This window comes from Flavobacteriales bacterium (genome assembly GCA_025210295.1).
In the GTDB taxonomy this organism is placed as follows: Bacteria; Bacteroidota; Bacteroidia; order Flavobacteriales_D; family Parvicellaceae; genus S010-51.
Map to the genome: position 1 here is coordinate 220891 of JAOASC010000016.1, position 21783 is coordinate 242673.

Annotated in this window: 12 protein-coding genes and 1 tRNA gene; 6 read left to right on the forward strand and 7 right to left on the reverse strand. The window is 32.4% G+C overall.

Annotated elements, in window-relative coordinates:
- Window position 1 precedes the first annotated feature (1 nt).
- On the forward strand, window positions 2–358 hold the full coding sequence (locus tag N4A35_03660; protein MCT4580491.1) for a TfoX/Sxy family protein: 357 nt from the start codon (window positions 2–4) through the stop codon (window positions 356–358).
- A 2-nt stretch (window positions 359–360) separates the two neighbouring features.
- Here N4A35_03660 and N4A35_03665 read toward each other — a convergent pair whose 3' ends face one another.
- The gene (locus tag N4A35_03665) at window positions 361–1029 is read right to left on the reverse strand and encodes a DUF4159 domain-containing protein (GenBank protein MCT4580492.1); all 669 of its coding nucleotides are present in this window, start codon (window positions 1027–1029) and stop codon (window positions 361–363) included.
- Window positions 1030–1039: 10 nt separating this feature from the next.
- Window positions 1040–1447 (reverse strand): acyl-CoA thioesterase, encoded by a 408-nt coding sequence (locus N4A35_03670; GenBank protein MCT4580493.1) that lies wholly within the window; start codon window positions 1445–1447, stop codon window positions 1040–1042.
- A gap of 32 nt (window positions 1448–1479) precedes the next feature.
- Here N4A35_03670 and N4A35_03675 point away from each other — a divergent pair, with 32 nt between their 5' ends.
- The 4 genes from N4A35_03675 to N4A35_03690 all read left to right on the forward strand — a co-directional run bounded on the left by N4A35_03675 (window position 1480) and on the right by N4A35_03690 (window position 5299).
- On the forward strand, window positions 1480–2253 hold the full coding sequence (locus N4A35_03675) for a 5'-nucleotidase C-terminal domain-containing protein (GenBank protein ID MCT4580494.1): 774 nt from the start codon (window positions 1480–1482) through the stop codon (window positions 2251–2253).
- The gene (locus N4A35_03680; protein ID MCT4580495.1) at window positions 2243–3181 is read left to right on the forward strand and encodes a metallophosphatase; all 939 of its coding nucleotides are present in this window, start codon (window positions 2243–2245) and stop codon (window positions 3179–3181) included. The genes N4A35_03675 and N4A35_03680 overlap by 11 nt, the downstream gene beginning before the upstream one ends.
- Before the next feature lie 182 nt (window positions 3182–3363).
- Window positions 3364–4797 (forward strand): chromosomal replication initiator protein DnaA, encoded by a 1434-nt coding sequence (gene dnaA / locus N4A35_03685; protein MCT4580496.1) that lies wholly within the window; start codon window positions 3364–3366, stop codon window positions 4795–4797.
- 58 nt (window positions 4798–4855) lie between these two features.
- Entirely contained in the window at window positions 4856–5299 is a 444-nt protein-coding gene (locus N4A35_03690) for a hypothetical protein (GenBank protein MCT4580497.1), read from the forward strand.
- Window positions 5300–5415: 116 nt separating this feature from the next.
- Here the strand turns inward: N4A35_03690 and N4A35_03695 are convergent, their stop codons facing one another.
- From N4A35_03695 to N4A35_03710, 4 genes are all read right to left on the reverse strand, one after another.
- Window positions 5416–14193, reverse strand: a complete 8778-nt coding sequence (locus N4A35_03695) for a hypothetical protein (protein MCT4580498.1) — start codon at window positions 14191–14193, stop codon at window positions 5416–5418.
- A gap of 91 nt (window positions 14194–14284) precedes the next feature.
- On the reverse strand, window positions 14285–14929 hold the full coding sequence (gene plsY, locus N4A35_03700; protein MCT4580499.1) for a glycerol-3-phosphate 1-O-acyltransferase PlsY: 645 nt from the start codon (window positions 14927–14929) through the stop codon (window positions 14285–14287).
- 104 nt (window positions 14930–15033) lie between these two features.
- A complete protein-coding gene (locus tag N4A35_03705) occupies window positions 15034–17226 on the reverse strand; it encodes a SpoIIE family protein phosphatase (protein ID MCT4580500.1) in 2193 nt (730 codons plus the stop codon).
- The gene (locus N4A35_03710; protein MCT4580501.1) at window positions 17226–19409 is read right to left on the reverse strand and encodes a SpoIIE family protein phosphatase; all 2184 of its coding nucleotides are present in this window, start codon (window positions 19407–19409) and stop codon (window positions 17226–17228) included. The genes N4A35_03705 and N4A35_03710 overlap by 1 nt, the downstream gene beginning before the upstream one ends.
- A gap of 162 nt (window positions 19410–19571) precedes the next feature.
- On the opposite strand from N4A35_03710, the gene N4A35_03715 reads away from it, so the two are divergent.
- Window positions 19572–19645, forward strand: a tRNA-Arg gene (locus N4A35_03715).
- A 255-nt stretch (window positions 19646–19900) separates the two neighbouring features.
- Here N4A35_03715 and N4A35_03720 read toward each other — a convergent pair.
- Window positions 19901–21466 (reverse strand): PKD domain-containing protein, encoded by a 1566-nt coding sequence (locus tag N4A35_03720; protein ID MCT4580502.1) that lies wholly within the window; start codon window positions 21464–21466, stop codon window positions 19901–19903.
- Between the last annotated feature and the right edge of the window lie 317 nt (window positions 21467–21783).

Consider the following 21783-nt stretch of genomic DNA (forward strand, 5'->3'; position numbering starts at 1 on the left):
CATGGCATACGACGAATTTCTAGCAGATAGAATCAGGCAAATTTTTAAAGAGCAAAACACCTCTTTTTATGAAAAGAAAATGATGGGAGGACTAGTGTTTATGGTCGATGACAAAATGTGTTGTGGACTTTCATTTAATAAGAAAGTGGGTAAAGAGTTATTAATGGCTCGAATTGGAGAAGATGCCTTTGAGCAAAACAAAGATCAACCAGGTTGTTATCCAATGGATTTTACAGGCAGACCGATGAAAGGATATGCCTTTATTGATGAAGACGGTTATGATCTCGATGATGATTTAGAACGTTGGGTAATGCTTTGCATAGCGTTTAATCCCTTTGCTAAAAGTAGTAAACGTTAACATCATTCCCCAATCAAGGCATACTGAACAATATTCGCTCCCATTTGAAGTGCTTTAGTTCTTGCTTCTTTACTATCGTTATGAACAGCTTCATCTTCCCAGCCATCACCAAGATCACATTCAAAATCGTAAAAACAAACTAAACGCCCTTCGTACTCTAGTCCAAATCCTTGAGGAGCTTTGTTATCGTGTTCATGTATTTTGGGTAATCCTTTATTAAAGTTATATTTTTGATGGTAAATTTTATGGTTAAATGGTAATTCGATAAACTCTAACTCAGGAAACACCTTTTTCATTTCAGTTCGTACAAACTTATCCATCCCATAATTATCAGAGATATGTAGAAAGCCTCCTCCAATTAAATATTTTCTTAAATTTTCTGCTTCATTAGCACTAAAAACAACATTTCCATGCCCTGTCATGTGTATAAAAGGATAATTGAACAATTCAACGCTCCCAACATCGACATCTTTTACTGCAGGATTAATTGTTGTATTTAAGTTTTCATTACAAAACTTAACCAAATTAGGCAATGCACTTGGGTTCGAATACCAATCTCCTCCTCCATTATACTTTAATACAGCGAATTCATATCCTTGGGTGGGCTTAAAAGAGAATAAGCTCACTAGAATACTTCCAATAATAACTATTTTAAACTTTACGCTATTCATAATAATAGAGCTAAGCTAATAAATCTTGTACTTTTTCCAAAAAGAATGTTGGTGGTTTAATTGGCCGCATTGTTTCAGCATTCACAAAAGCTAATGTTGTCTTGGCTGTATTAATTTTTGTTCCATCAGCTTTAAACGTTTCATAATGAAATGTAATTCGTACGCCTGGATACTCTTTTAAATGTGTTTTGACTGTTAATTCATCATCGTAATATGCTGGAATTAAGAATTTTGTTTGAAGATCTAAAACAGGCAACATTACCCCTCTATTCTCCATATCTAAATAACTAATCCCCAATTCTCTCATTAACTCAGTTCTTCCCATTTCAAAGTACTGTGCATAGTTACTATGGTGGCAATATCCCATTTTATCGGTTTCAGAATATCTTACCCTTAATTTTATTTCAGAAGTATACATAATTTATTAGATTTGCGATACATTGTAATTCTATGGCAAATTTAACAAAATATATTGCTCTTTTGGGGGTTAGCATTCTTTTAATCGCATGCAACAAAACCTTACAAATTACTGATTCGAATTCTTCTAACCAATCAGTTAGCGCAAATATAGCTGCCTCTACTTTTGCAGATTCGATTATCGCTCCCTACAGAGACAGTATGAAAGCTAGTATGGATGAAGTTTTAAATGAAACATTGGTTGATTTAGAAGTTGGTGTTCCAGAGGGGTTATTGGGTGATTTTGTTACAGATTTAACTTTTGATCGAACTAGAAACGAAGCTAAAAGTGTTCCTGACTTTTGTATTCTAAACAATGGAGGATTACGTACACCTGTTTTAAAAGGAGCGATTACAAGAGGAAAAATTTTTGAATTAATGCCTTTTGAGAATGAAATTGTAATTGTTGAAATTTCTCCAGATAAAATGTTAGATTTAATTGAATATGTTCGTAGTAAATCATTGATGGGCGATTCGAGGAAAGCAGGAGTTCCTGTAAGCAACTTTAGAATGCAGATGAGCAATGGAAAGGTTTCCAATATTATGATTAACAATCGTCAATATAGTAAGCATAAAAATTATAAAGTTGTTACTACAGATTATTTAGCCAACGGAGGAGACAATATGAACTTTTTTCTAAACCCTATCAACATCGAAAAAACGGGCTTAAAGTTAAGAGACATTATTATTGACCATGTTATTGAGTTGAAAAAAAGAAATATAGCTATAAATTTAGCACTAGACGGAAGAATACACAATGCAGAATAGAAGAACATTTATTAAACAAGTTGCTGTAGGAAGTTTAGGTATTTCTACATTAAGTTCTTTTGACACTTTGGGTCAAAAAAAGCAAGCTCCTACCAAAATTACAATTTTGCACACTAATGATATGCATAGTCGTATTGATCCATTTCCTAGCAATCATCGTAAGTATGCTAGTTTAGGAGGGATGTCGAAAATTGCTAACATGGTTAAAAAGGTCAGAGCTGAAGAAAAGAATGTACTTCTATTAGATGCTGGTGATGTTTTTCAGGGGACTCCTTATTTTAATTTATATGGAGGAGAACTAGAATTAAAGTTAATGAGCCAAATTGGTTATGATGCTTCTACAATGGGGAATCATGATTTTGACAATGGTTTAGATGGTTTTAACACCGTACTCCCTAATGCGAATTTTCCTTTTTTATGTGCTAACTATGATTTTTCCAACACAATATTAGATGGTAAAACAACTCCATATACCATCAAGGAAAAAGATGGAATAAAAATTGGGATTTTAGGAGTTGGAATTAAATTAAAAGGACTTGTTGATCAACGTTTATATAAAGAGACTAAATATTTAGATCCAATTGAACAAGCTAATCACTATGCGACCCATTTAAAGCAGGTAGAAAAATGTAATTTGGTTATTTGTTTATCGCATTTAGGATATGAATATTCTGATAACAAACTATCTGACAAACAATTAGCCAAAAACTCAAAAAACATTGATTTAATAATTGGTGGTCATACCCACACTTTTTTAGAAAAAGCTGAAACCTTTTTCAATAAAGAAGGTAAGAGAGTATTGGTGAATCAAGCCGGATGGGCAGCTTTAAGCTTGGGACGTATTGATTTCTTTTTTGATAAGAAAAAAGCTCAAAAAAGTGATTTTGAAGCGAATACGTTTTCGACAAAAAACTATGCCAGAATTTAACATTGAGTTAATGTCAAAAAAAGTTATAAAACAATAGTGAAAACATTTTTTTATTAACTTTTTTTTGTGAACATTTGTATTGTTGAATTTGAGCAGCTACCAAAAGTTTTATTAAAAGACTTTAAGCTTGATTTTAGCCACAAAAGAAGAATTTTCTTAACCAATTATATAGAATTTAAAATATGAGTAAAAACCTGAAACAAATTTGGGATAACTGTCTTATGGTTATCAAAGATAATGTGCCATTGCAAGCTTATAAAACTTGGTTTGAACCTATCAAGCCAATTAAGTTAAGAAGTAATGTACTTACTATCCAAGTTCCTTCTCAGTTTTTTTACGAGTGGTTAGAAGAGCATTATGTTGTTTTATTAAGAAAAACAATTAGAAAAGAGTTAGGACCAGATGCTAAATTAGAATATAGCATTATTATGGAAAACAACAGTGCTAAAAACACGAATCCATATACGGTTAAAATTCCAACAACGAACAAGAAAGCGATCAAGAACCCTTCTGTAGCGATGCCTTTGGATATTAGTACTAATCCAATTAGAAATCCATTCATCATCCCTGGTCTTCGCAAGATTAATATTGATTCTAATTTGAATCCTAATTATTCTTTCGAAAATTTTATTGAAGGCGATTGCAATCGTTTGGCACGTTCTGCTGGTTATGCTGTTGCAGAAAAACCAGGAGGAACAGCTTTTAACCCACTATTGATATATGGTGGAGTTGGTTTAGGAAAAACACACCTAGCTCACGCTATTGGTATTTCAATTAAAAACAGGTTCCCAGGGAAAACAGTTTTATATGTTGCTTCTGAAAAGTTTACGCAACAGTTTATTGATGCTGTTAAAACGAATAACACCAATGACTTTATACATTTTTACCAAATGGTAGATGTATTGATTATTGATGATGTCCAGTTTTTCTCAGGAAAGGAAAAGACACAAGATGTATTCTTCCATATCTTTAACCACTTGCATCAAACTGGAAAGCAGATTATCTTAACATCAGACAAAGCTCCTGTAGAATTACAAGGAATGGAACAACGTCTATTATCTCGTTTTAAATGGGGATTATCAGCAGATTTACAAGTTCCAGATTTAGAAACAAGAATTGCTATCTTAAACCAAAAGATGTATGCTGACGGTATTGAACTACCGAAAGAAGTTGTTGAGTACTTAGCATATAGTATTTCTAGCAATATTAGAGAACTAGAGGGAGCATTAATCTCTTTAATTGCTCAATCTTCGTTAAACAAAAAATCAATCACTTTAGATTTAGCTAAACAAATGATTGACAAATTTGTTAAGAATACAGCAAGAGAAGTTAGCATTGAGTACATCCAAAAAGTAGTTTGTGATTATTTCGATTTACCAATCGAATTAATGAAGTCTAAAACTAGAAAAAGAGAAGTTGTACAAGCAAGACAAATTGCCATGTATTTCTCTAAAAAGATGACCAAGTCTTCTTTAGCTAATATTGGAGCTCACTGTGGAGGAAAAGACCACGCTACTGTATTACACGCTTGTAGAACAGTAAACAACCTATCTGAAACAGATAAAAAGTTTAAAGTTTACTTAGATGATTTAGATAAAAAACTAAGCATTCAATAACATTTTAAAAAAGCTCGTTTATTCATTTAAACGAGCTTTTTTTTGCACTAAAAACTTTATGAAAAAACTCTCTATTACCTTTCTACTCATTCTCTCCTTTCTAGTATTTTTCTCTCAGAAAACAAAATTAGATCGCAAAGCTACATTATTCGCTGAAAAGCTAATTTCTAATAAAAATGTCGATACTTTTTTTTCAAAATCAACTCCCTTAGATAGTAACTCTATTTATCTTAACCAAATCAAAAAATCTATTCAAGATTCAGAACATCCTGCTTATTATATTACAAAATTAAATCTTGGAAATTCTTATTATAGTATTTCAATTTATGAATTGAAAAAGAAAAAACAATATGGAACAGCTATCATAAACTTTAATGACAGGCTAAAAATTGAAAGGATAGCATACTTTATCCATAAAGAAGAAAAAAGAAAAACACTTAAAGATTTATTTCCTGATGGAAACACTCCCCCAGCTCCTTCTCCATCCATAAAAAATGAATAGCAAAATGATGATAGAAAAATAGGATTAAAACATGAAGAAATTACCTATAGTAAATAGACATTGATACATTTAACCAATAAAAGCAAACAAATAGGAGCTATTATAGACAGCTTCTACTATTTAGCCAACTCTTCGGCCTCAATCAACGAAATTTGTCTATCTCCTACAAAAGCAACTACTTTTGCTTCAGTAATTCCTTTGTCTACAAACTTTTGTTTTAATTCATTAGCCTCGGCTTCAGTATCGACTTTACCACAATAATAAGTTTGTTTATTATTATAGTTTTTCTTTTCGATTCCTAAATAGCCAAGCTCTAAGAAAACTTTACCTGTTGAAATAGGCATTGTTTCTTTAAAGGTCCCTAACTCTACCCTATAGATTAATTTGGTATCTACAATTGATATTGTGTTCTCAGCATTTTTTTCGATATCCTTATCAATTTGATTTTCTTTTTCCATTAAAATAAACTCTTCTCCTTCTTCTATTTCTACAATTTTTGCATCTGTTAATCCATCTTGAACAAATGATGCCCAGATTTCTGCAACTTCATCTTTTGTCAAGAATACCCCACAGTAATATTGAGTAGCAGCATCGTTGATTTTATTTCTTTTTATTTTAGCCTTTTTATTGGTTAATAAAGCCTGTGCTATTGGAGTTGGTACTGTTCCATAATACACTCCTAAATCGACATAATAAGTGCTGTTATCTTTTTCTTCAACTGCATTTTGAGTACTGGTATTACTGCTTTGAGCAGTATTTGGTGATTCAGGTACGGAATTAGTAATATTCTCTGTGTTATCATCTTCATTAGTTGGTACAGACTCAATTACAGAATCCAACTCTTTTTGTTCGTTTCTAACCTTTAGTTGTTCTGATCTTAATAATTCCAAATTCTTACTAACTTTCTCTTTTTGAGCATCAGGAATATTTGAAATCAACAGTTTCATGTTTTCATTAATATCAGCATCAACTTTTGCTTTCCATATATTTAAAACGTCTTGTTTTTCTGAGTTAGCACTTTCAGAATATTGTTGATTTATTGCAGCGTATTCTTGTTTTTTATTGTCAATGTATGACTTAGCAAAAACTCCTGTTTCTTCTGCTAACTCATTGTCATTTGTTTCTGATTGAGTAACATTTTCAACTTCTGTATTTGGATTGGAAGCACTTCGATCTGTTGAGACATTATCAGAATTAGACTCTTCACTATTATTGATAGGAGATTCATCTTGAGATTGATTACTATTAGATGTTCCTCCCTCAACTTTATTCGTAAATGCAGCCTCACCTCTTTCTTGAATAATTTGTTGTGCCTGAGCTAATGATACGCGATCTCCATTGTAATAAGCAATGACAAATGCATCTGGAATTCCTTTTGCTCTAACTTCATTTTTACGCCCATCAGCATCTTGTACAGATTTATAGATACCAGTAGTATACTTATATAATCCATTCACATATTTTGTTACTAAAGGAGAAATATTAAATGTTCCTGTTTTTGCTATTGGTTTAGAGAAAGCTCCTACCTGAACGGTATAAAATAATCCTTGGATATTTTCAACAGCATTAACTTCAGCTGCATCTTCCCCTAAGTTTCTAACATATTCTGGAACTTCTTCCTCTACTACTGATGTATTTTCTTCGTTGGTGTTAGTCGAGTTTTCTTCATTAACATTTGTCTCTTCCTCAGTATTTGAAGGACGATTGGTTTCTTCCGCTGTATTTGACTCTGTATTTTGTGGTGTTTCGTTTACTGCTAACACTTCAGAAGTCGCATTATTGGTATAAGCTCTAGCCTCAGCAATACTAATTCGTTTACCATTTAATATCGCAACTACAAAGGCATCATTATACCCTAACCCTCTAATTTGATTTTTAGAAACATTAGCTGTTTCAAAGTTTACAAAATACCCTACTCTATATCTAGTGATATCATCTCTAATTCGCTCTGCACTAATTGGTGCAAATCCTTTGAATAAATCTTGAGGTATTGGCTTTCTGAACGCTCCTACTTGAACTTTATACACTAAGCCTTTAGGATTTTTAGGATTCAATGGTATTGGATTAGACTCAGAATAAACACTTTGTTGAGTATCATTATTAATAACAACAATATTAGAAGTTAAATCCTCAGGAGCTTCAAATTTAGAAGAAGTTAGGTTGTTTAATGTTAATGTTGGAGTTGGTTTTTCTTCTACCTTTTCTAATGGTGTTTTTTCATAATTTGACAACATTAATCCACGAATATCATTTTGAAATTCTTCATCAAATAATGACAATAAATCAAATTGCTCTTGTTCTACTAGGTCTTTTTTCTCATTAATTTCATCTATAATACCTGCTATTGAATCTTGCTTTTCATTATTAATCTCAGCTTGTTCGTATAATTTATCAGCAATTGCTATAAACTTCTGCTTTTCATCTTCCGATTCAGCGTTTTTAGCCTTTTCCTCATACTTACGTGCTTTATTTTCTTGCTGTTTAGCCAAGTTCATATAACTACGCATCAGTTCTTCCTCTGCTTTTAACTCTTTTAAGAATTGTTCTATAGCTAACTGTTTAGCATAAATCTCATCATAATTATCAGCTGATCTTACTTTTTCTACATCAGATTGAGAAAGGTTTGTTAACAACAATTCATTTTCTAATACTTCTTGTTCTTTTGCTTCTACTCTAGCCCCTTCTTCTTTTAGTTTTTCGGCTATTTGTTCCTGAACTTCAGCTCGCTGTGAATAAACTTCTGCCTCTTGGATTACCTTAGTTCTGTGTTTTTTCTTTACCGTTTGTGCGCTATCTCTTAACTCTCCTGCTCTTGTAGAGTATTCATAAGCTAAATTGTCTGCTTTATTTGCTGCAGCAATAATTTCTGTTGACGTTCTTTCGTCTTCATTTTCAGACACTGTCGCTATCTTATTTTCATCAACATTATAGCTATTTACAACTGCATCTGCATAAAGCTTACTAGCTTTAACTTTGTAAGCTGCACTCGTTTTTTCTTTCGCTAAGGCCTCATTCAATTTTTCGTTTTTCTCAACAACACCTTTTATTCCAGCAGCTTCATTTCTCAATTGATTGGCTTCATTAGCTAACTGCTCTGCTTTAGCTTCATATTCTACAGCTTGTTTATACGCATAACTGTTCTCATCCACTTCAGCTGTTAATAACGTTTTTGCTTCTTCTAATTCTTCAGAAGCTAATTGTTGATCGTTTTCAGAAGCTTGTTTTAGGTCGTTAGCCAATTTCAAAGCTGTTTTTGATTTTTTTGTTTGGGCTTTAGTAATTTTCTTATCTATACTTGCAATTGTTTTATCATCACTTGCCTCACTCTTTTGTGCTTCTAGTGTCTCTATAGTCGTATTATAGGATTTAACTTTAGCTACTGTTGATTCATTTTCAGTGATAATCTCATTTGCTGAAGAACTAGTAAATTCAACATGCTCTGTTAAATCTTTAGATTGAGTATTGGTTGAAACTTCATAAACATCTAAGTTTTCTTTCCCTGAATAAAATTCAATACCTTCTACGTTCTCGTTAAGTTTAGAAGCTTGTTTTTCTTCTGAAGAGACTGTTTTATTGTCTGCTTGAACAGCTGCAAAAACAGGATTTTCTTCTAATAACGCATTTTTAACTTCTGATAACTCATCATTCTTTTCTTCTAATTGTTCTTCTAACCAGTCAATTTTTTCTTGGATTATCGCCTCCTCTTCTATGGTTATGTTTCCTTTAATTGCAGCTTCATTGAGTTCTATTTCTTCTTCTAATTGAGCAATCCAATTATTGTATACCGTTTGCTTTTCTTCATTTGTTTCTACGACATCCAATTCGTTTGAATAGTTCTCAAAAACAGCTTTTTGTTCATTTAAACTCGTAACTGTACTTTCTGTAGTTGTATTTTCATTTTGACTTGTACTACTTTCCTCTTGCGTATTCTCTTCTGCATTAGCATTTGTTTCATTACTATTGGCTAATTCATTTTCAGCTGAAGAATTTTCAACTTCATTATTACTTTCTTCACTAGTATTTTCATTTGATGCTGCTGAATTCTCTTGTGAGTTGCTAGTATTAATGCTATTCTCTTCATTAACACTATTATCTACCTCTGCTACAGCATTTTCACTATTGGTATTATTGTTACTTTCTTCTTCATTATTACTGCTATTTTCAGTATTAGAATTATCAGGATCAGTTGTTTCATTGGTTGAACTTGAAGCATTATCAGCTAAGGCAGTCAAATCTTCTTCTTTACTCCTAACATTCTGTTGTTCTGCTCTAAGCAGTTCAAGGTTTTTACTAACGATTTCTTTTTCATCATCAGGAATATTTGAAGTCAATAATTTCATATTCTTATTCACCTCTGTATCAACCTTAGACTTCCAATTGGCTAAATATGCTGCTTTTTCATCATTGGGTATCGTTGAATATTCCTCTTCTAAATTATCAAAATCTCTTTTTTGGTTTTCAACATAGCTACTTGTCAACAATTCGTTTTGAGTATTGGATGAGTTTTCTATCGTTTCATTTTCAACAAATAACTCTTCTTTTTCTCCTATATATGTTGGACTATAATCTTCTTCTACTGTTTCTTCTATTAAATAAATGGCTTCTTTCTGATTATCAATTGCAGCCAGTTGTAAGGCATGAGCTTCTTTTAGTTTCTCTGCTTTTGCTGCTTTATTTTCAGTAAACGAAGCTTCTTTAATTAATTCCTTTGCTTCTTTATTTTGGGTTACAAATTTTTCTTCAAGTAATTTTGCTAATTGATAATTTTCATCCTTAATATAATTATTATCCTCAGCTCTAGCTGATTTTAACAAAGTTGTCAATTTATTCTGATTGGCTTCAAATTCAGCATTATCTATCTCATGGATACGCTCCCCTAAGTCAGCTTCTAATTGATATTGTTTTTCTAACTTATTATCTATTTGATTTTGAATTATTGTTTTCTTCTTCTCTTTTTTCGTCTCCGATAACTGTTGTTCTAATTGTTCTATTTCCTGCTCTACAACAGTCAACTCATCCACTTGAGCTATGAGTTCTTCTTTCATTGTATTAGCTCTTTCACTTTCGTATTCTGAAGTGCTAGTAAATGCCCCTTCAAACTCAGAAGCTATTGAACTGGTATTTTCTATTTCATCCACCAATTCTTGATATTCTTCTGATTTTTCTACTGCTTGTTGAGCTGCCGACTTTTCAATAATAGAAGTATTGGTTTCAACAACATTTTGTTTTTCAGCTTTTAAACGTTCTAGGTTTTCTTTTTGCGCAATTAAATCAGCCTTTTTCTGAGGATCATTCTCAGTAGTTATTTTTTGTTCCAATTCATTGATATCGTTATCAATAATATTTAACCAATCCTCTGCTTTTTGATTCTCTTCATTAATTTGAGTTTCATTAATTGCTACTGATGACTCACTTTCCTCAATTGTTGCCAATTCAGATTCTAACGCTGATTTTTCAGTTTCTTTTTCATTTTTTTGAGTTTTTAACCAATCTATCTTAGTCGCTAATGTCTCTTTTATTTTTCCCTCCTGAGCTTCTTGATAATCGCTCTCTGTTGTATTTATTTCTCCATCGATATAGGTAATCCATTCATCACTTAATCGAATTCTTTGCTCTACTTCTTCTTTTCTGGAAGAACTATTATTTTTAGCTGCTTCTACTCTTTCTTCAAATGGTTCGAACTTTTTTCGTTCTTCATTAATGATTTCATCTTTTTCTGTTGCTGTCAAACTAGCTACTTCATCCACTTGACTTTCCTGTTCTACAATAGCAGCGATTTCTTCTTCAATAAAATTAAGATCTACTTCTTTGTTTGATTTTTGCTCATTTAAAAGATTTAATTTTTCTGTTGCTTCAGCTTTTTCTTTCGGTGTTGATGCTAATGCTAACTGATCTTCAACATCCATTATTTCACTATCTAAAGCAGCAATCCAATCTTCCGTAATTTTTTTCTTAGCTGTAGCTACTTCTTTTTCTGTTCCATCAGTATCAATTGCTTTTAAATCACTTTCATAGCTCGAGTAATTTTCAGTAATTTCTTCTTTTAAGGTAGAGACCTCACTTTCAGATAGGTTTACTTGAGTAGAATTTTCTTCAGAAGTAGAGTTTTCTTCAGAAGTAGAGTTTTCAGTATTACTTGCTTCAGCCATCAATTCCTCTAATGCTTCTAATTCGCTTGTTTTTAATGCTTTTTGTTGTTTAAGCCATTCTAAGTAATATGCTAATTTTGACGACTCCTTAGCTTCAGTAGTTGAAGCGATATCAGCTTCAGTCTCTTGGATTTTAGTTTCAATAGTCGCTATCCAATTTTCTAAAATTTCTTTTTTCTTTTCAACATCTTGGGATGTTTCTTCTGATAGGCTTTGTAGTTGACGCTCATAATCGCTAAACTCCTCTTCTTTTGCTGCAAGTAATGTTTCTTTTTCCTCTTCTGTCAACTCAGTACTTTCTGTTGTTTCCGTACCTTCTATTGTTTCATTTTCTGAAGAAGCATTCGTATTTTCATTATTCGTTGAAGTGTTATTTTCAGAAGTGTTATCAGCAAGTTCAGTTTCTTGGTGTTGACTTAAACTATTCTCATTTTGAGAGATACTATTTTCTAATTCATTAGAAGCTAGATATTCTTTAATTTGTTCTTTCTCCTCTTCTGTCAATTCAACAGTTGTTCCAGCATCAATATCATCGTATAAGTTTGACATTAAATCAACCTGATGGCTTAATACATCTGCTTCTTCTTGCAAACGTTTTGACTTTTCAAAACTTTCTTTTGCTAATTCATCATTTAATTGTAATTGCTCTTTAATATCGTCGATTTGGCGTTGAATTGTTGGTTGATCTTTTTTCTTTGCTTTTTCCAACTCTCTATTTAGACTACTCAACCTTAGGTTCAGTTCATCATCAGCCTCACGATATTCTTGTGCTTCTCGATTAGCTTTATCAGCTTCTTCTTGTTTTTGTTTGGCCTTTTCAACAATTTCATCAAAACCAGATTTATAGTTAGGCTTATCACTTATTAAACTGTCAATTCTAGTTTGTAATTGTTTTAATGCTGCTATCGCTTTATCGTGTGAATTTTCATTTACTGCTTTTTCAATTGCTACGGCTACATTTTTAGCGTCAGTAGCTTCAACTTGTTTTTTATCATATTCTTTTTTCAAAGAGTTCGCTAAATTTAAGGCTGTTGTTGCCAACATATTTAAATCTTTTGATTGCGCATGAGATTTTTTGGCTAACTCTAATTTTTCTTGTTTTTCTAATGGATTCGAAATCGTTTCCACTTCTTTTAACAATTCATCAGCTTGTTTGGTCAATTCTTTAGCTTGATTGCTTTTATTATTAGCTACAGTGTAAGCAGCTTCCATTCTCTTTTTTAGATCGTTTGCTTCTTCTTGAACTTCATTTGCTTTCTCTGAACTCAAAGCTACTAAATCGTCTACAGTATAGTTCTCATTCAATGCTTCTGTAACAATTTCATTTTCATTTTCGAAGTTATTATAAAGTGAATCTGGGAAGTCATCAGCATTTGGATCTGGATCTGCCATTCCTTTAAGTACCTTAGCCATGATCTCAGCTGCATTGGGTACTTCTTGATCAAACATATTATTAATCACCAATTTTTCAACTCCCCCATCTTTAACTAAAGCCAAAGATTGTTTTAATGGTTTTACCACTTTTTGAGCGGGAACCTCTACAACACCTGTATGAATTTTTTCACTTTCTGGTGTCTCAACAATAAATTTATATTTTCCACTTCGTGGCAATATAATAATATAATTACCGATTTTATCAGGATTATAAATCCCCTCAATTTCGCCTGTCTGCATGTTCTCCACTTTAATGGTAGCAGCATTATCCTCAGGGTTAATTTTATTTTCAAAACTTCCCGCTAAGATTACATTAACAATTGGGAATGTCTCCACTTTAACTTTATACACATCAAGGTATCCTCCCTTTGCAGCTCGTGATGATGAAAAATAAGCATTTTCAAAATTGGGATCAACAATGTACATGATATCATCGTCGGGAGTGTTAATCTTATAATCAAGGTTTTTGGGAGTTCCAAACTGATTAATTTGAGTATCGTAATCTACCTTAAACACGTCATACCCTCCCATACTATTGTGCCCTTTGGAACTAAAATAAAATGTTTTTCCATCAGCATGTAAGAAACCATAAGCATCGTCATAAGGAGTATTTATCGATTCGGGCAACTTTTCTGGTTCTCCCCAACCTCCTGATGCTTTTCTTCTAACCATGTACAAATCTAAACCTGTGCTTCCATCTTTTCCATAACTGGAATAGAATAACACATCTTGATTTAATGGAGGGAAATAAACAACAGATTGATAACCTATTTTTTTATCATATTTAGATTGAAACTCTGAAGAAACTAAAATTTTACCTCCAATTTCAGAAAGGTCATAAGAGTATTGAAAACGTTGAAAACTAGATTCCGTTTTTTCATACACCACCAACTCGGTTAAGTTTTGTAATAGTTTTTTCCCATTAGAACACATTTGGATGTGCAAGTCCACTTGTAAATCTTTTTTATAATTAGGATCTCCTTCAGCTTTAAATTTTTGATAATATTTTAAAGCAGCTTTAAAATTATAGTTCAGATGGTATGATTTTCCTAAAAAGAAATAAACTCGGCTATCTCCACCTCCTCCTTTATTTGCAGCAAATTTTAGATACCTTAAACTCTTCTCTTTATCTTCGTCAGCATACATCAAACAAACTCCGTATTTAAAGTTAAACTCTGGACTTGTTTGATTTAAACTTAGAAAATGTAGGATATGAGGTGTTGCTTCGACATACTTACCTTTGTCGAATAGTTTATTAGCATGTTTCTTTCTGTCTTCTTCATTTTTAAATTCTTGAGAAAAAATCCCCAAAGTAGAAAAGACTATAAGAGTGAATAGGCAATATTTTATCAAACGATTATTCAAAATATCAATCAGTTATACACATTAGCTACAAAAAGGTTCACTTTTTCTTTAAATTAAAAGGCATTTTACCTTCTTCATGCTTTAATAAGCGTTCTATATTTTTTCGATGTCTAACGACCACTAAAACTGCTAATGCGATAGAAAAATAAATTAAAGAGTTGGAATCTGTTTTAAAAACAAAGATAGTCACCAATGGAAAAGCTGTTGCAGCAATAATTGCTCCTAGCGAAACATATTGGCTAATGAGGTATACCATCAAAAATATACCAAAACAAACTGCTGCTGCTGGAAAGTTAATCGCTAAAACAATCCCTAACAAAGTCGCCACTCCTTTACCTCCTTTAAAACGTTCGTAGATTGGAAACACATGTCCTAATACTGCTGCAGCTCCAATAGACATTTGCAAGTTTATATAAGCATTGCTTCCTATTTCAAAGTCAGAATATTTGGATAATAAATATACAGAAGCCCACCCTTTTATTATATCAAAAAATAAAACAGGAAAACCTGCTCGCTTTCCTATTGTTCTAAAAGTATTTGTAGCCCCAGCATTTTTACTCCCAAAATCTCTTACATCAACACCGAAAAACCACTTTCCTACCCAAATTGAAGATGGTACGGATCCTACTAAATAAGCTATAATAATAGCCATTATGTTATACCCAGTAAAAACTTCGCTCATATATTCAAATTATGGTATTTGTATTCAATACAATACCGACCAACCTCAAATATACAATTTTAGACTGAAAAGCATCAACTTATAAGAACTATTGTTAAGCTCGTCTAGAAAGTTACTCCCATTATACACACATCATCAATCTGCTCTTTATCACCTTTCCACTCTTCAAATTTTTGATTTAGGATCTTGCTTCGTTCTTCAATAGGTTTTGAATTTATTATTCTCAATAGGTTTCTCAGCCTTGAATAATAGTACTTCTTTCCCTTCTCTCCTCCTTTTTGATCTGGGAATCCATCGGTACTCATGTATACAGAAGTTCCAGGTTGAATTATTTTTTTATGGCTTGAAACATTAAAGTTTTCTGAAATACCTAAAAATAGATTATCTCCTTTTATAGCCGTTAACTCATTATCGGGATCAATAATATAAAGAGGGTTATGTAATCCTGAATATTCTAATTCATGAGTTACATGATTGTATGCGCACATTGCGATATCTAAGCCATGTTTAATCTGCCCTCCTTTTTTCTCAGACATTTTATCTTTTAGCCGTTCATGCAAATATTCCAATACTGTTGCTGTAGATTCAACCTCTTTTTCCAAAATAATTGAATTGATAATATTTAAACTAATGAGTGTCATAAAAGCCCCAGGAACTCCATGTCCTGTACAATCTGCTACAGAGAAAAAAGTTTTATCTCCTTTCCTGTGAGCCCAATAGAAATCACCACTTACAACATCTTTAGATTTAAAATAAATAAAAGATTCTGGCAATAAATTATTAATCTCATGAATCGTTGGGAAAATTCTTTGTTGAATATTTTTTGAATATTCAATACTCTCCAACATTTCATTTCTGTTTTTCTCAATAATTTTCTTTTGACCACTAATAACCCTTTGTTGCTTTTTGGCTATTCTTAGGCGTTTATAAATCAATACAGAAAAAACACTAATCAACAACATTCCAAAGCCAATTGAATAAATAATAATTAGCTGATTCCTTGCTTTTTCATCTGCTACTGCTTTTTCTTTTTCTGCTTTTGCATCAGCCAATGCCTTTTGTTTGGCTCGTTCCTCTTCTTCAATCGCTTGTTGCTTCTCAAATTCAAACTTAGCTTCTTGTTTCCCCAACTCTCGTTGTTTATCCTGATTAAATAAACTATCCTGTAGCATTACATTCTGCTCATAAAATTTGAGGGCTCTTCCATTCTTCCCTAATACTTTATAGACTTGATATAATTTTGAGGTCACCCCTACTTCATTACCTAACATTGTAGAGTTACCCTGACATATTTTATAACTCGCTAAATAATATTTGAGCGCTTTATTATATTTTTTTTGATAAAATAGAAAGTCTCCATATCGCACATTTGCATTATAAATATGATGTTGGTCATTTCCTAACTCTGTAATTTCAATCGATTTTTTTATATAATACTCAGCAGTGTCTAGTATGGCTTGATCCAGTTTTTTTATTCCTAAGAAATTAGGATTAATAATTTGCACACTGTCCTTATTGTGCTCATGATAATACAAATACACTTCAGCTATATTACCATATATTAAACTCAATCTAGAAGCTGTAGGTTTATTAAGTGTATCCACGTATATATTTACTGCTTTTAAAGAAGCTTTAATCGACAAGGCGTTTTTATTCATTTCTTTGTACTGATACCCTTGACTTAAGTAGGCTCTGGCTAAAGAAGGATAATCTTCAGTTTCTAAAGCTATCTGGATTACTTTTTGATTATAATCAAATGCCTTTTGTAAATCATTGAGTTGCCCATAAATGATTCCAAGTGCTCTATAGGAACTTAAAGGAGTACCTAATTTTTCATAATACTTTGAACTCTCAAAAAAAGAAGTTATCGATCCTGCGACATCCCCACTGATGTATATTGTTCTACCTAACAAATCATAGGCTTTTGCCATTTCTAGTGTATCACTTTCATTAAGTAAACGAATGCTTTCTTTTAGTGTCTTAACTGCTTTATCATATTCTTTATTAGCATTATAATTTTGGGCCTTAATTCGATATGCTCTAGCAAACAATCCTCGATCTCCAATTTGTTCTGATAATTGAATAATTTTATTACTAACATCAATGGCACTATCATAGTTATTGATGTTCCGATAAAACACATTCTTTTTATACAATAATTGATAACGTACTGTATCCTCCATTGTATTCTTTAACTCCCTATTAATAGAGTCCAATTCATGGTGCTGCCCTCTAAAAGTAAAGGTGGTAAAAAGACATAAAGCAAACAGTAAAAAATTAGGAAACAACACTTTCATTATTCAAAACTAATTCCCATTATACACACATCGTCAATTTGTTCTTTGTCTCCTTTCCAGTCCTCAAACTTTTGATTCAAGACCCCTCTTCTATTATCTACAGGCATTGCATCTACAACTCTTAATGAGTTTCTTAATCTTGAATAATAATATTTCTTCCCCTTTTCTCCCCCTTTTTGATCAGGAAACCCATCGGTACTCATATAAACAGAATCACCAGATTGAATTTCTATTTTATGACTTGTTACTTGAAAGTTATTCGATATCCCTAAGAACAAATTATCACCTTTGATTTCTCTCAATTCATTATCTGAATTAATAATATACAATGGATTATGTAAACCAGAATACTCTAATTCTTTCGTTTTATGATTATATGCACACATTGCAATATCTAGCCCATGTTTTACTTGATCTTCTTCACTCACAGACAAACGCTCCTTTAACCTAATATGTAGACGTTCTAAAATCGTTGCTGTTGAGTCTACTCCATCTTCTAAAATAATAGCATTAATTAAATTCAGACTAATTAACGTCATAAACGCTCCAGGAACACCATGTCCTGTACAATCAGCAACTGAAAAGAATGTTTTATCACCTTTTTGGTGTGCCCAATAAAAATCACCACTGACAACATCTTTAGGTCTAAAATAGACAAACGAATTAGGTAATAAGGCTTGAATCTCCTCTATTGTTGGAAATATTCTTTGTTGGATATTCTTTGAATACTCTATACTCTCCAACATTTCATTTCTATTTTTCTCAATCGTTTTTTTCTGCTTTTCAATAACTATTTGTTGTGCTCTAGCAATCTTCAATCTTCTATAGATTAAAGCAGAGAAAATACTAATCAAAATTAACCCTAAAGCAATTGAATAAGTGATAATTTGTTGATTTTTTTCCTTTTCTTTTGCTACTGCTCTTTCTTGTTCAGCCCTAGCATCTTCTATTGCTTTTTGTTTAGCTCTTTGAGCCTCTTCTTGCGCTTTTTGTTTTTCATATTCAAACTTAGCTTCTTGCTTCCCTACATCTCTTTGTTTATCCTGATTAAACAAAGTATCTCTCAAAGCCACAAACTCCTCATAAAACTTTAATGCTTTCTTCTCATCTCCTAATTTCTTATACACCTTATACAGTTGTTCTGAAACTTTTTTTCTATCAAAAGTCATCCCCTCATTTTCTTTTGATATACGATAACATTTTAAAAACTCCTTTTCAGATCGCTTAACTTTACCTTGATAATAATATAAATCACCATAGCCGTAAAAAATATAAAATAAGTTTTTATTGTTTTTAGAGGCTATAGCATAAGATTTATCAATATAGTATTCGGCAGTATCTAGCATGGCCTTTTTGATATCTTTAACCCCATTAAATAAAGGATTTACGATCTTAATACTATCGGGAGCATTTTTATAATAGTAAATATATACATCAGCAATATTACCATATACCACTCCTAACCCTCTATTTTCTGGATCTTTCAAAATATTTAAGTAGACATCTTTTGCTTTTTGAGAATACTTGTAGGAAGTCTCATGGTTTATTAACATTAAATGATAATATCCCTCAGCCAAATAGCCATTAGCTAAAGCATGATAATTACTATCTGCTTTTGCTTTTTCTATGTAGATTAAATTATATTTTGATGCATTTTTTTCGTCATTTAATTCAGAATAAGTAGTTGCAATATTTTTGGTTATCCACAAATCATCACCTAATAAATTATAATAATGTGCTGATTTAAAATAATACTTTAATGCTTCAGAAAAATTTTCTTCTCTCGTATAGCGATGGCCTATATCTTGGTACAACAACGCTATATCAGCTGTATCATCGGATGATAATGAGTTGATATAGTCTAATATATATTGAAGAGCTTCCTCTTTACTTCCTTGTAAATTCATATTATGAGCAACAACCCTCTTACTCCAAGTAATCTTCTTTTGATCCTTTGATTGTTCGGCTAACTTTAGCATCTCATAACTAATACTAAGCGCCTCGTCTATACTATCATGCTCCCTGTAATATCTATTTATCCAATACAGGTTTTGTAATGCTGCGGAGTCTGTATCTGCTTTTTCTAGTTCTATCCTTAAAGAATCTAAATTTGAGTATTGAGCATAACTAAAATTATTAATTCCGAAAAATAGGGTTATCGTAATCAAAAAAATCAATTTCATTCTTTAAAATTAATTTTTTTATCGAATTTAACAATAACTTTTTTTCCTAAAATATTCAATTTAAGGTCTTTAATTAAAAACTTAAAAAAAAACATTGTTTTTTTACAAAAAATATTTTGTGATATATGAAATAGTTCATATATTTGCAATCGCGAAACAAAAGGGTCAGTAGCTCAGCTGGATAGAGCACCTCCCTTCTAAGGAGGCGGTCAAAGGTTCGAATCCTTTCTGACTCACAAAAAAGTCTTATTCTCATTGAGGGTAAGACTTTTTTTATAACCTTTCTAAACCTGAGTTTCTGGCTATACTTTTCATGATACTTATGAAAGATTTCTCCATTAATTTCACCGTTCGCAACCGTCTCTCCCATTCTTTTCGACTTTTACTTTTAGTTGAGCAATGCTTTTTCAATAGAACACTATTCTCTTCTTGTTCTTAAAAGAAAGCCTCAAAATGCCATAATAGAAATGATTAATCGGATTAGAAATAGATTACTTCAATACATTGACGTGACCGTAAAGTTCACACTTTTCATTTGTAAAAGCATCTTTAATTTCAATTTTCCAGATGTAAACTCCATTTTCTACAAAACTACCTGACTTGCAAGTTCCATCCCATCCAACGGCAACATTGTAAGACTCAAACATGAGCTCACCCCAGCGATTGAATATTGCCATATGAAAGCTGTCAGGATCATATCCACTTGTAAATACCGGTTGAAAATACTGATTGTACTGATCTCCGTCTGGTGTGAATGAATTAGGAATATAATATGCTTGATAACCCTGAACTTTCACTACTTGAAAAGCAGAGTCAACACAACCTATATCATTGTAGGCATATAAAACTGTTGTATAATGTCCAGACTTCATTGTTGAATAAACATGACTAGGATTTTCACTTATCGACGCCCCACCATCTCCAAAAGACCAACTGTAATTTGTAGCATTTTGCGACTGATTTAAAAAAGTAACTGATGGATCTTCAATAAATAACGTACTTGGATTGTAGGTAAAGCTTGCGATTGGTTGATCTTCAGCACAAACTAGATCTACATGAGTTAATGATGAGCTACAACCATTACTGTTGATAGACAATGTCACGTCATAACAACCATCGTCCTGATAAACGTGATTTGCCGCCCCGCATCCACTATAGGTGTTTCCATCTCCAAAATCCCAAGTACAAATCGCGCCTGAGTCAATGCCTGATGAATTATTACTGAATTCTGTATTAATTGGAGCACATCCTAAAGGATTCAAAACAGTAAAATCTACCACCGGAGTTTCTTTTACATCCACAAGAATTGAAGACTCATCTTGACATCCATTAATATCGGTAACTCTTAAAGTGACATTGTAGCTTCCACTAGCTGCATAATTGTGAGTGGGATTAGCCCCAGCCCCATTATTTCCATCTCCAAAATCCCACAAATAAGTCGCGATTCCTGCATCTGCAGTCGAGTTAGTACCATCAAACAAAAAACTATTCCCAAGAAGACACTGCGGAGTTTGAGCCACTATATCAGCCTCCCCCATACATGTTTGAGTAATCACTAAATCTTCTGTGGCAATATCCATTCCGTTTCCTCCAACGCTGTTGAAATGAATCACATAATGAATAGTTGGCGATGTGGCTATTCCTGTCAAGGTTATTTGCTGATAAACGCCATTTAGCGTTAAAGTAATATCGTCTAGGACAGTTCCATAATTGTCTTCCAGGCTCAAAGTTACATTTGTTCCTCCATAAGATTCCCTAATCCACATACTGGCACTCACTTCGCAACCAACCGAGACACCTGTAACTTGTCTGTCATAGATATCAACATTGGTAATACCACTTTGAATATTAAACCATCCAAAATAGGCACCGCTCATGATCATACTTGCATTATGGTTACTCCCTCCGGTCCCATATAAAACAGCTCCATTAACTCCAACGATTACAGAAGTATCGAATGGCTCATTCAACAAAGTTGTTGAACAACTTGTTCCTTGTGCAATTGCAGCAGACAGAGAGAGTAAAACAATTAAAAATGTGATAAAAATACCTTTCAAAAAAACGGAAAATTTTACGAGGCTATTCAAGCCATCTGGTAAGCTTAAACTGGGGTAATACATAACTATTTAATTATTTAATTGAGACCAATGTACTTGTCTAAATAATCTAAGGACAAATTTAAGGAGTCTTCTCCTAAACGATTGAAATTCAGCACAGATGCCTATTTTAAGTCAGGTTTTTATTAACAAATTGGAATCCTAAAACAAGAAAGATCAATATTCTAAGGCAGGTTCTATTCGGACTTTATATGTTAATTATATAAACTTTGAATATTTTTAACTTTTCTTCTCTATGTGACTGTATCAATTAAAAG

What these genes read in the sequence shown, in the direction of transcription:
- plsY (MCT4580499.1), bottom strand. Translation starts at nt 14,929, where the DNA reads ATGAGCGAAGTTTTTACTGGGTATAACATAATGGCTATTATTATAGCT.
- N4A35_03665 (MCT4580492.1), bottom strand. Translation starts at nt 1,029, where the DNA reads ATGAATAGCGTAAAGTTTAAAATAGTTATTATTGGAAGTATTCTAGTG.
- N4A35_03675 (MCT4580494.1), top strand. Translation starts at nt 1,480, where the DNA reads ATGGCAAATTTAACAAAATATATTGCTCTTTTGGGGGTTAGCATTCTT.
- N4A35_03705 (MCT4580500.1), bottom strand. Translation starts at nt 17,226, where the DNA reads ATGAAAGTGTTGTTTCCTAATTTTTTACTGTTTGCTTTATGTCTTTTT.
- N4A35_03660 (MCT4580491.1), top strand. Translation starts at nt 2, where the DNA reads ATGGCATACGACGAATTTCTAGCAGATAGAATCAGGCAAATTTTTAAA.
- N4A35_03690 (MCT4580497.1), top strand. Translation starts at nt 4,856, where the DNA reads ATGAAAAAACTCTCTATTACCTTTCTACTCATTCTCTCCTTTCTAGTA.
- N4A35_03710 (MCT4580501.1), bottom strand. Translation starts at nt 19,409, where the DNA reads ATGAAATTGATTTTTTTGATTACGATAACCCTATTTTTCGGAATTAAT.
- N4A35_03670 (MCT4580493.1), bottom strand. Translation starts at nt 1,447, where the DNA reads ATGTATACTTCTGAAATAAAATTAAGGGTAAGATATTCTGAAACCGAT.
- dnaA (MCT4580496.1), top strand. Translation starts at nt 3,364, where the DNA reads ATGAGTAAAAACCTGAAACAAATTTGGGATAACTGTCTTATGGTTATC.
- N4A35_03680 (MCT4580495.1), top strand. Translation starts at nt 2,243, where the DNA reads ATGCAGAATAGAAGAACATTTATTAAACAAGTTGCTGTAGGAAGTTTA.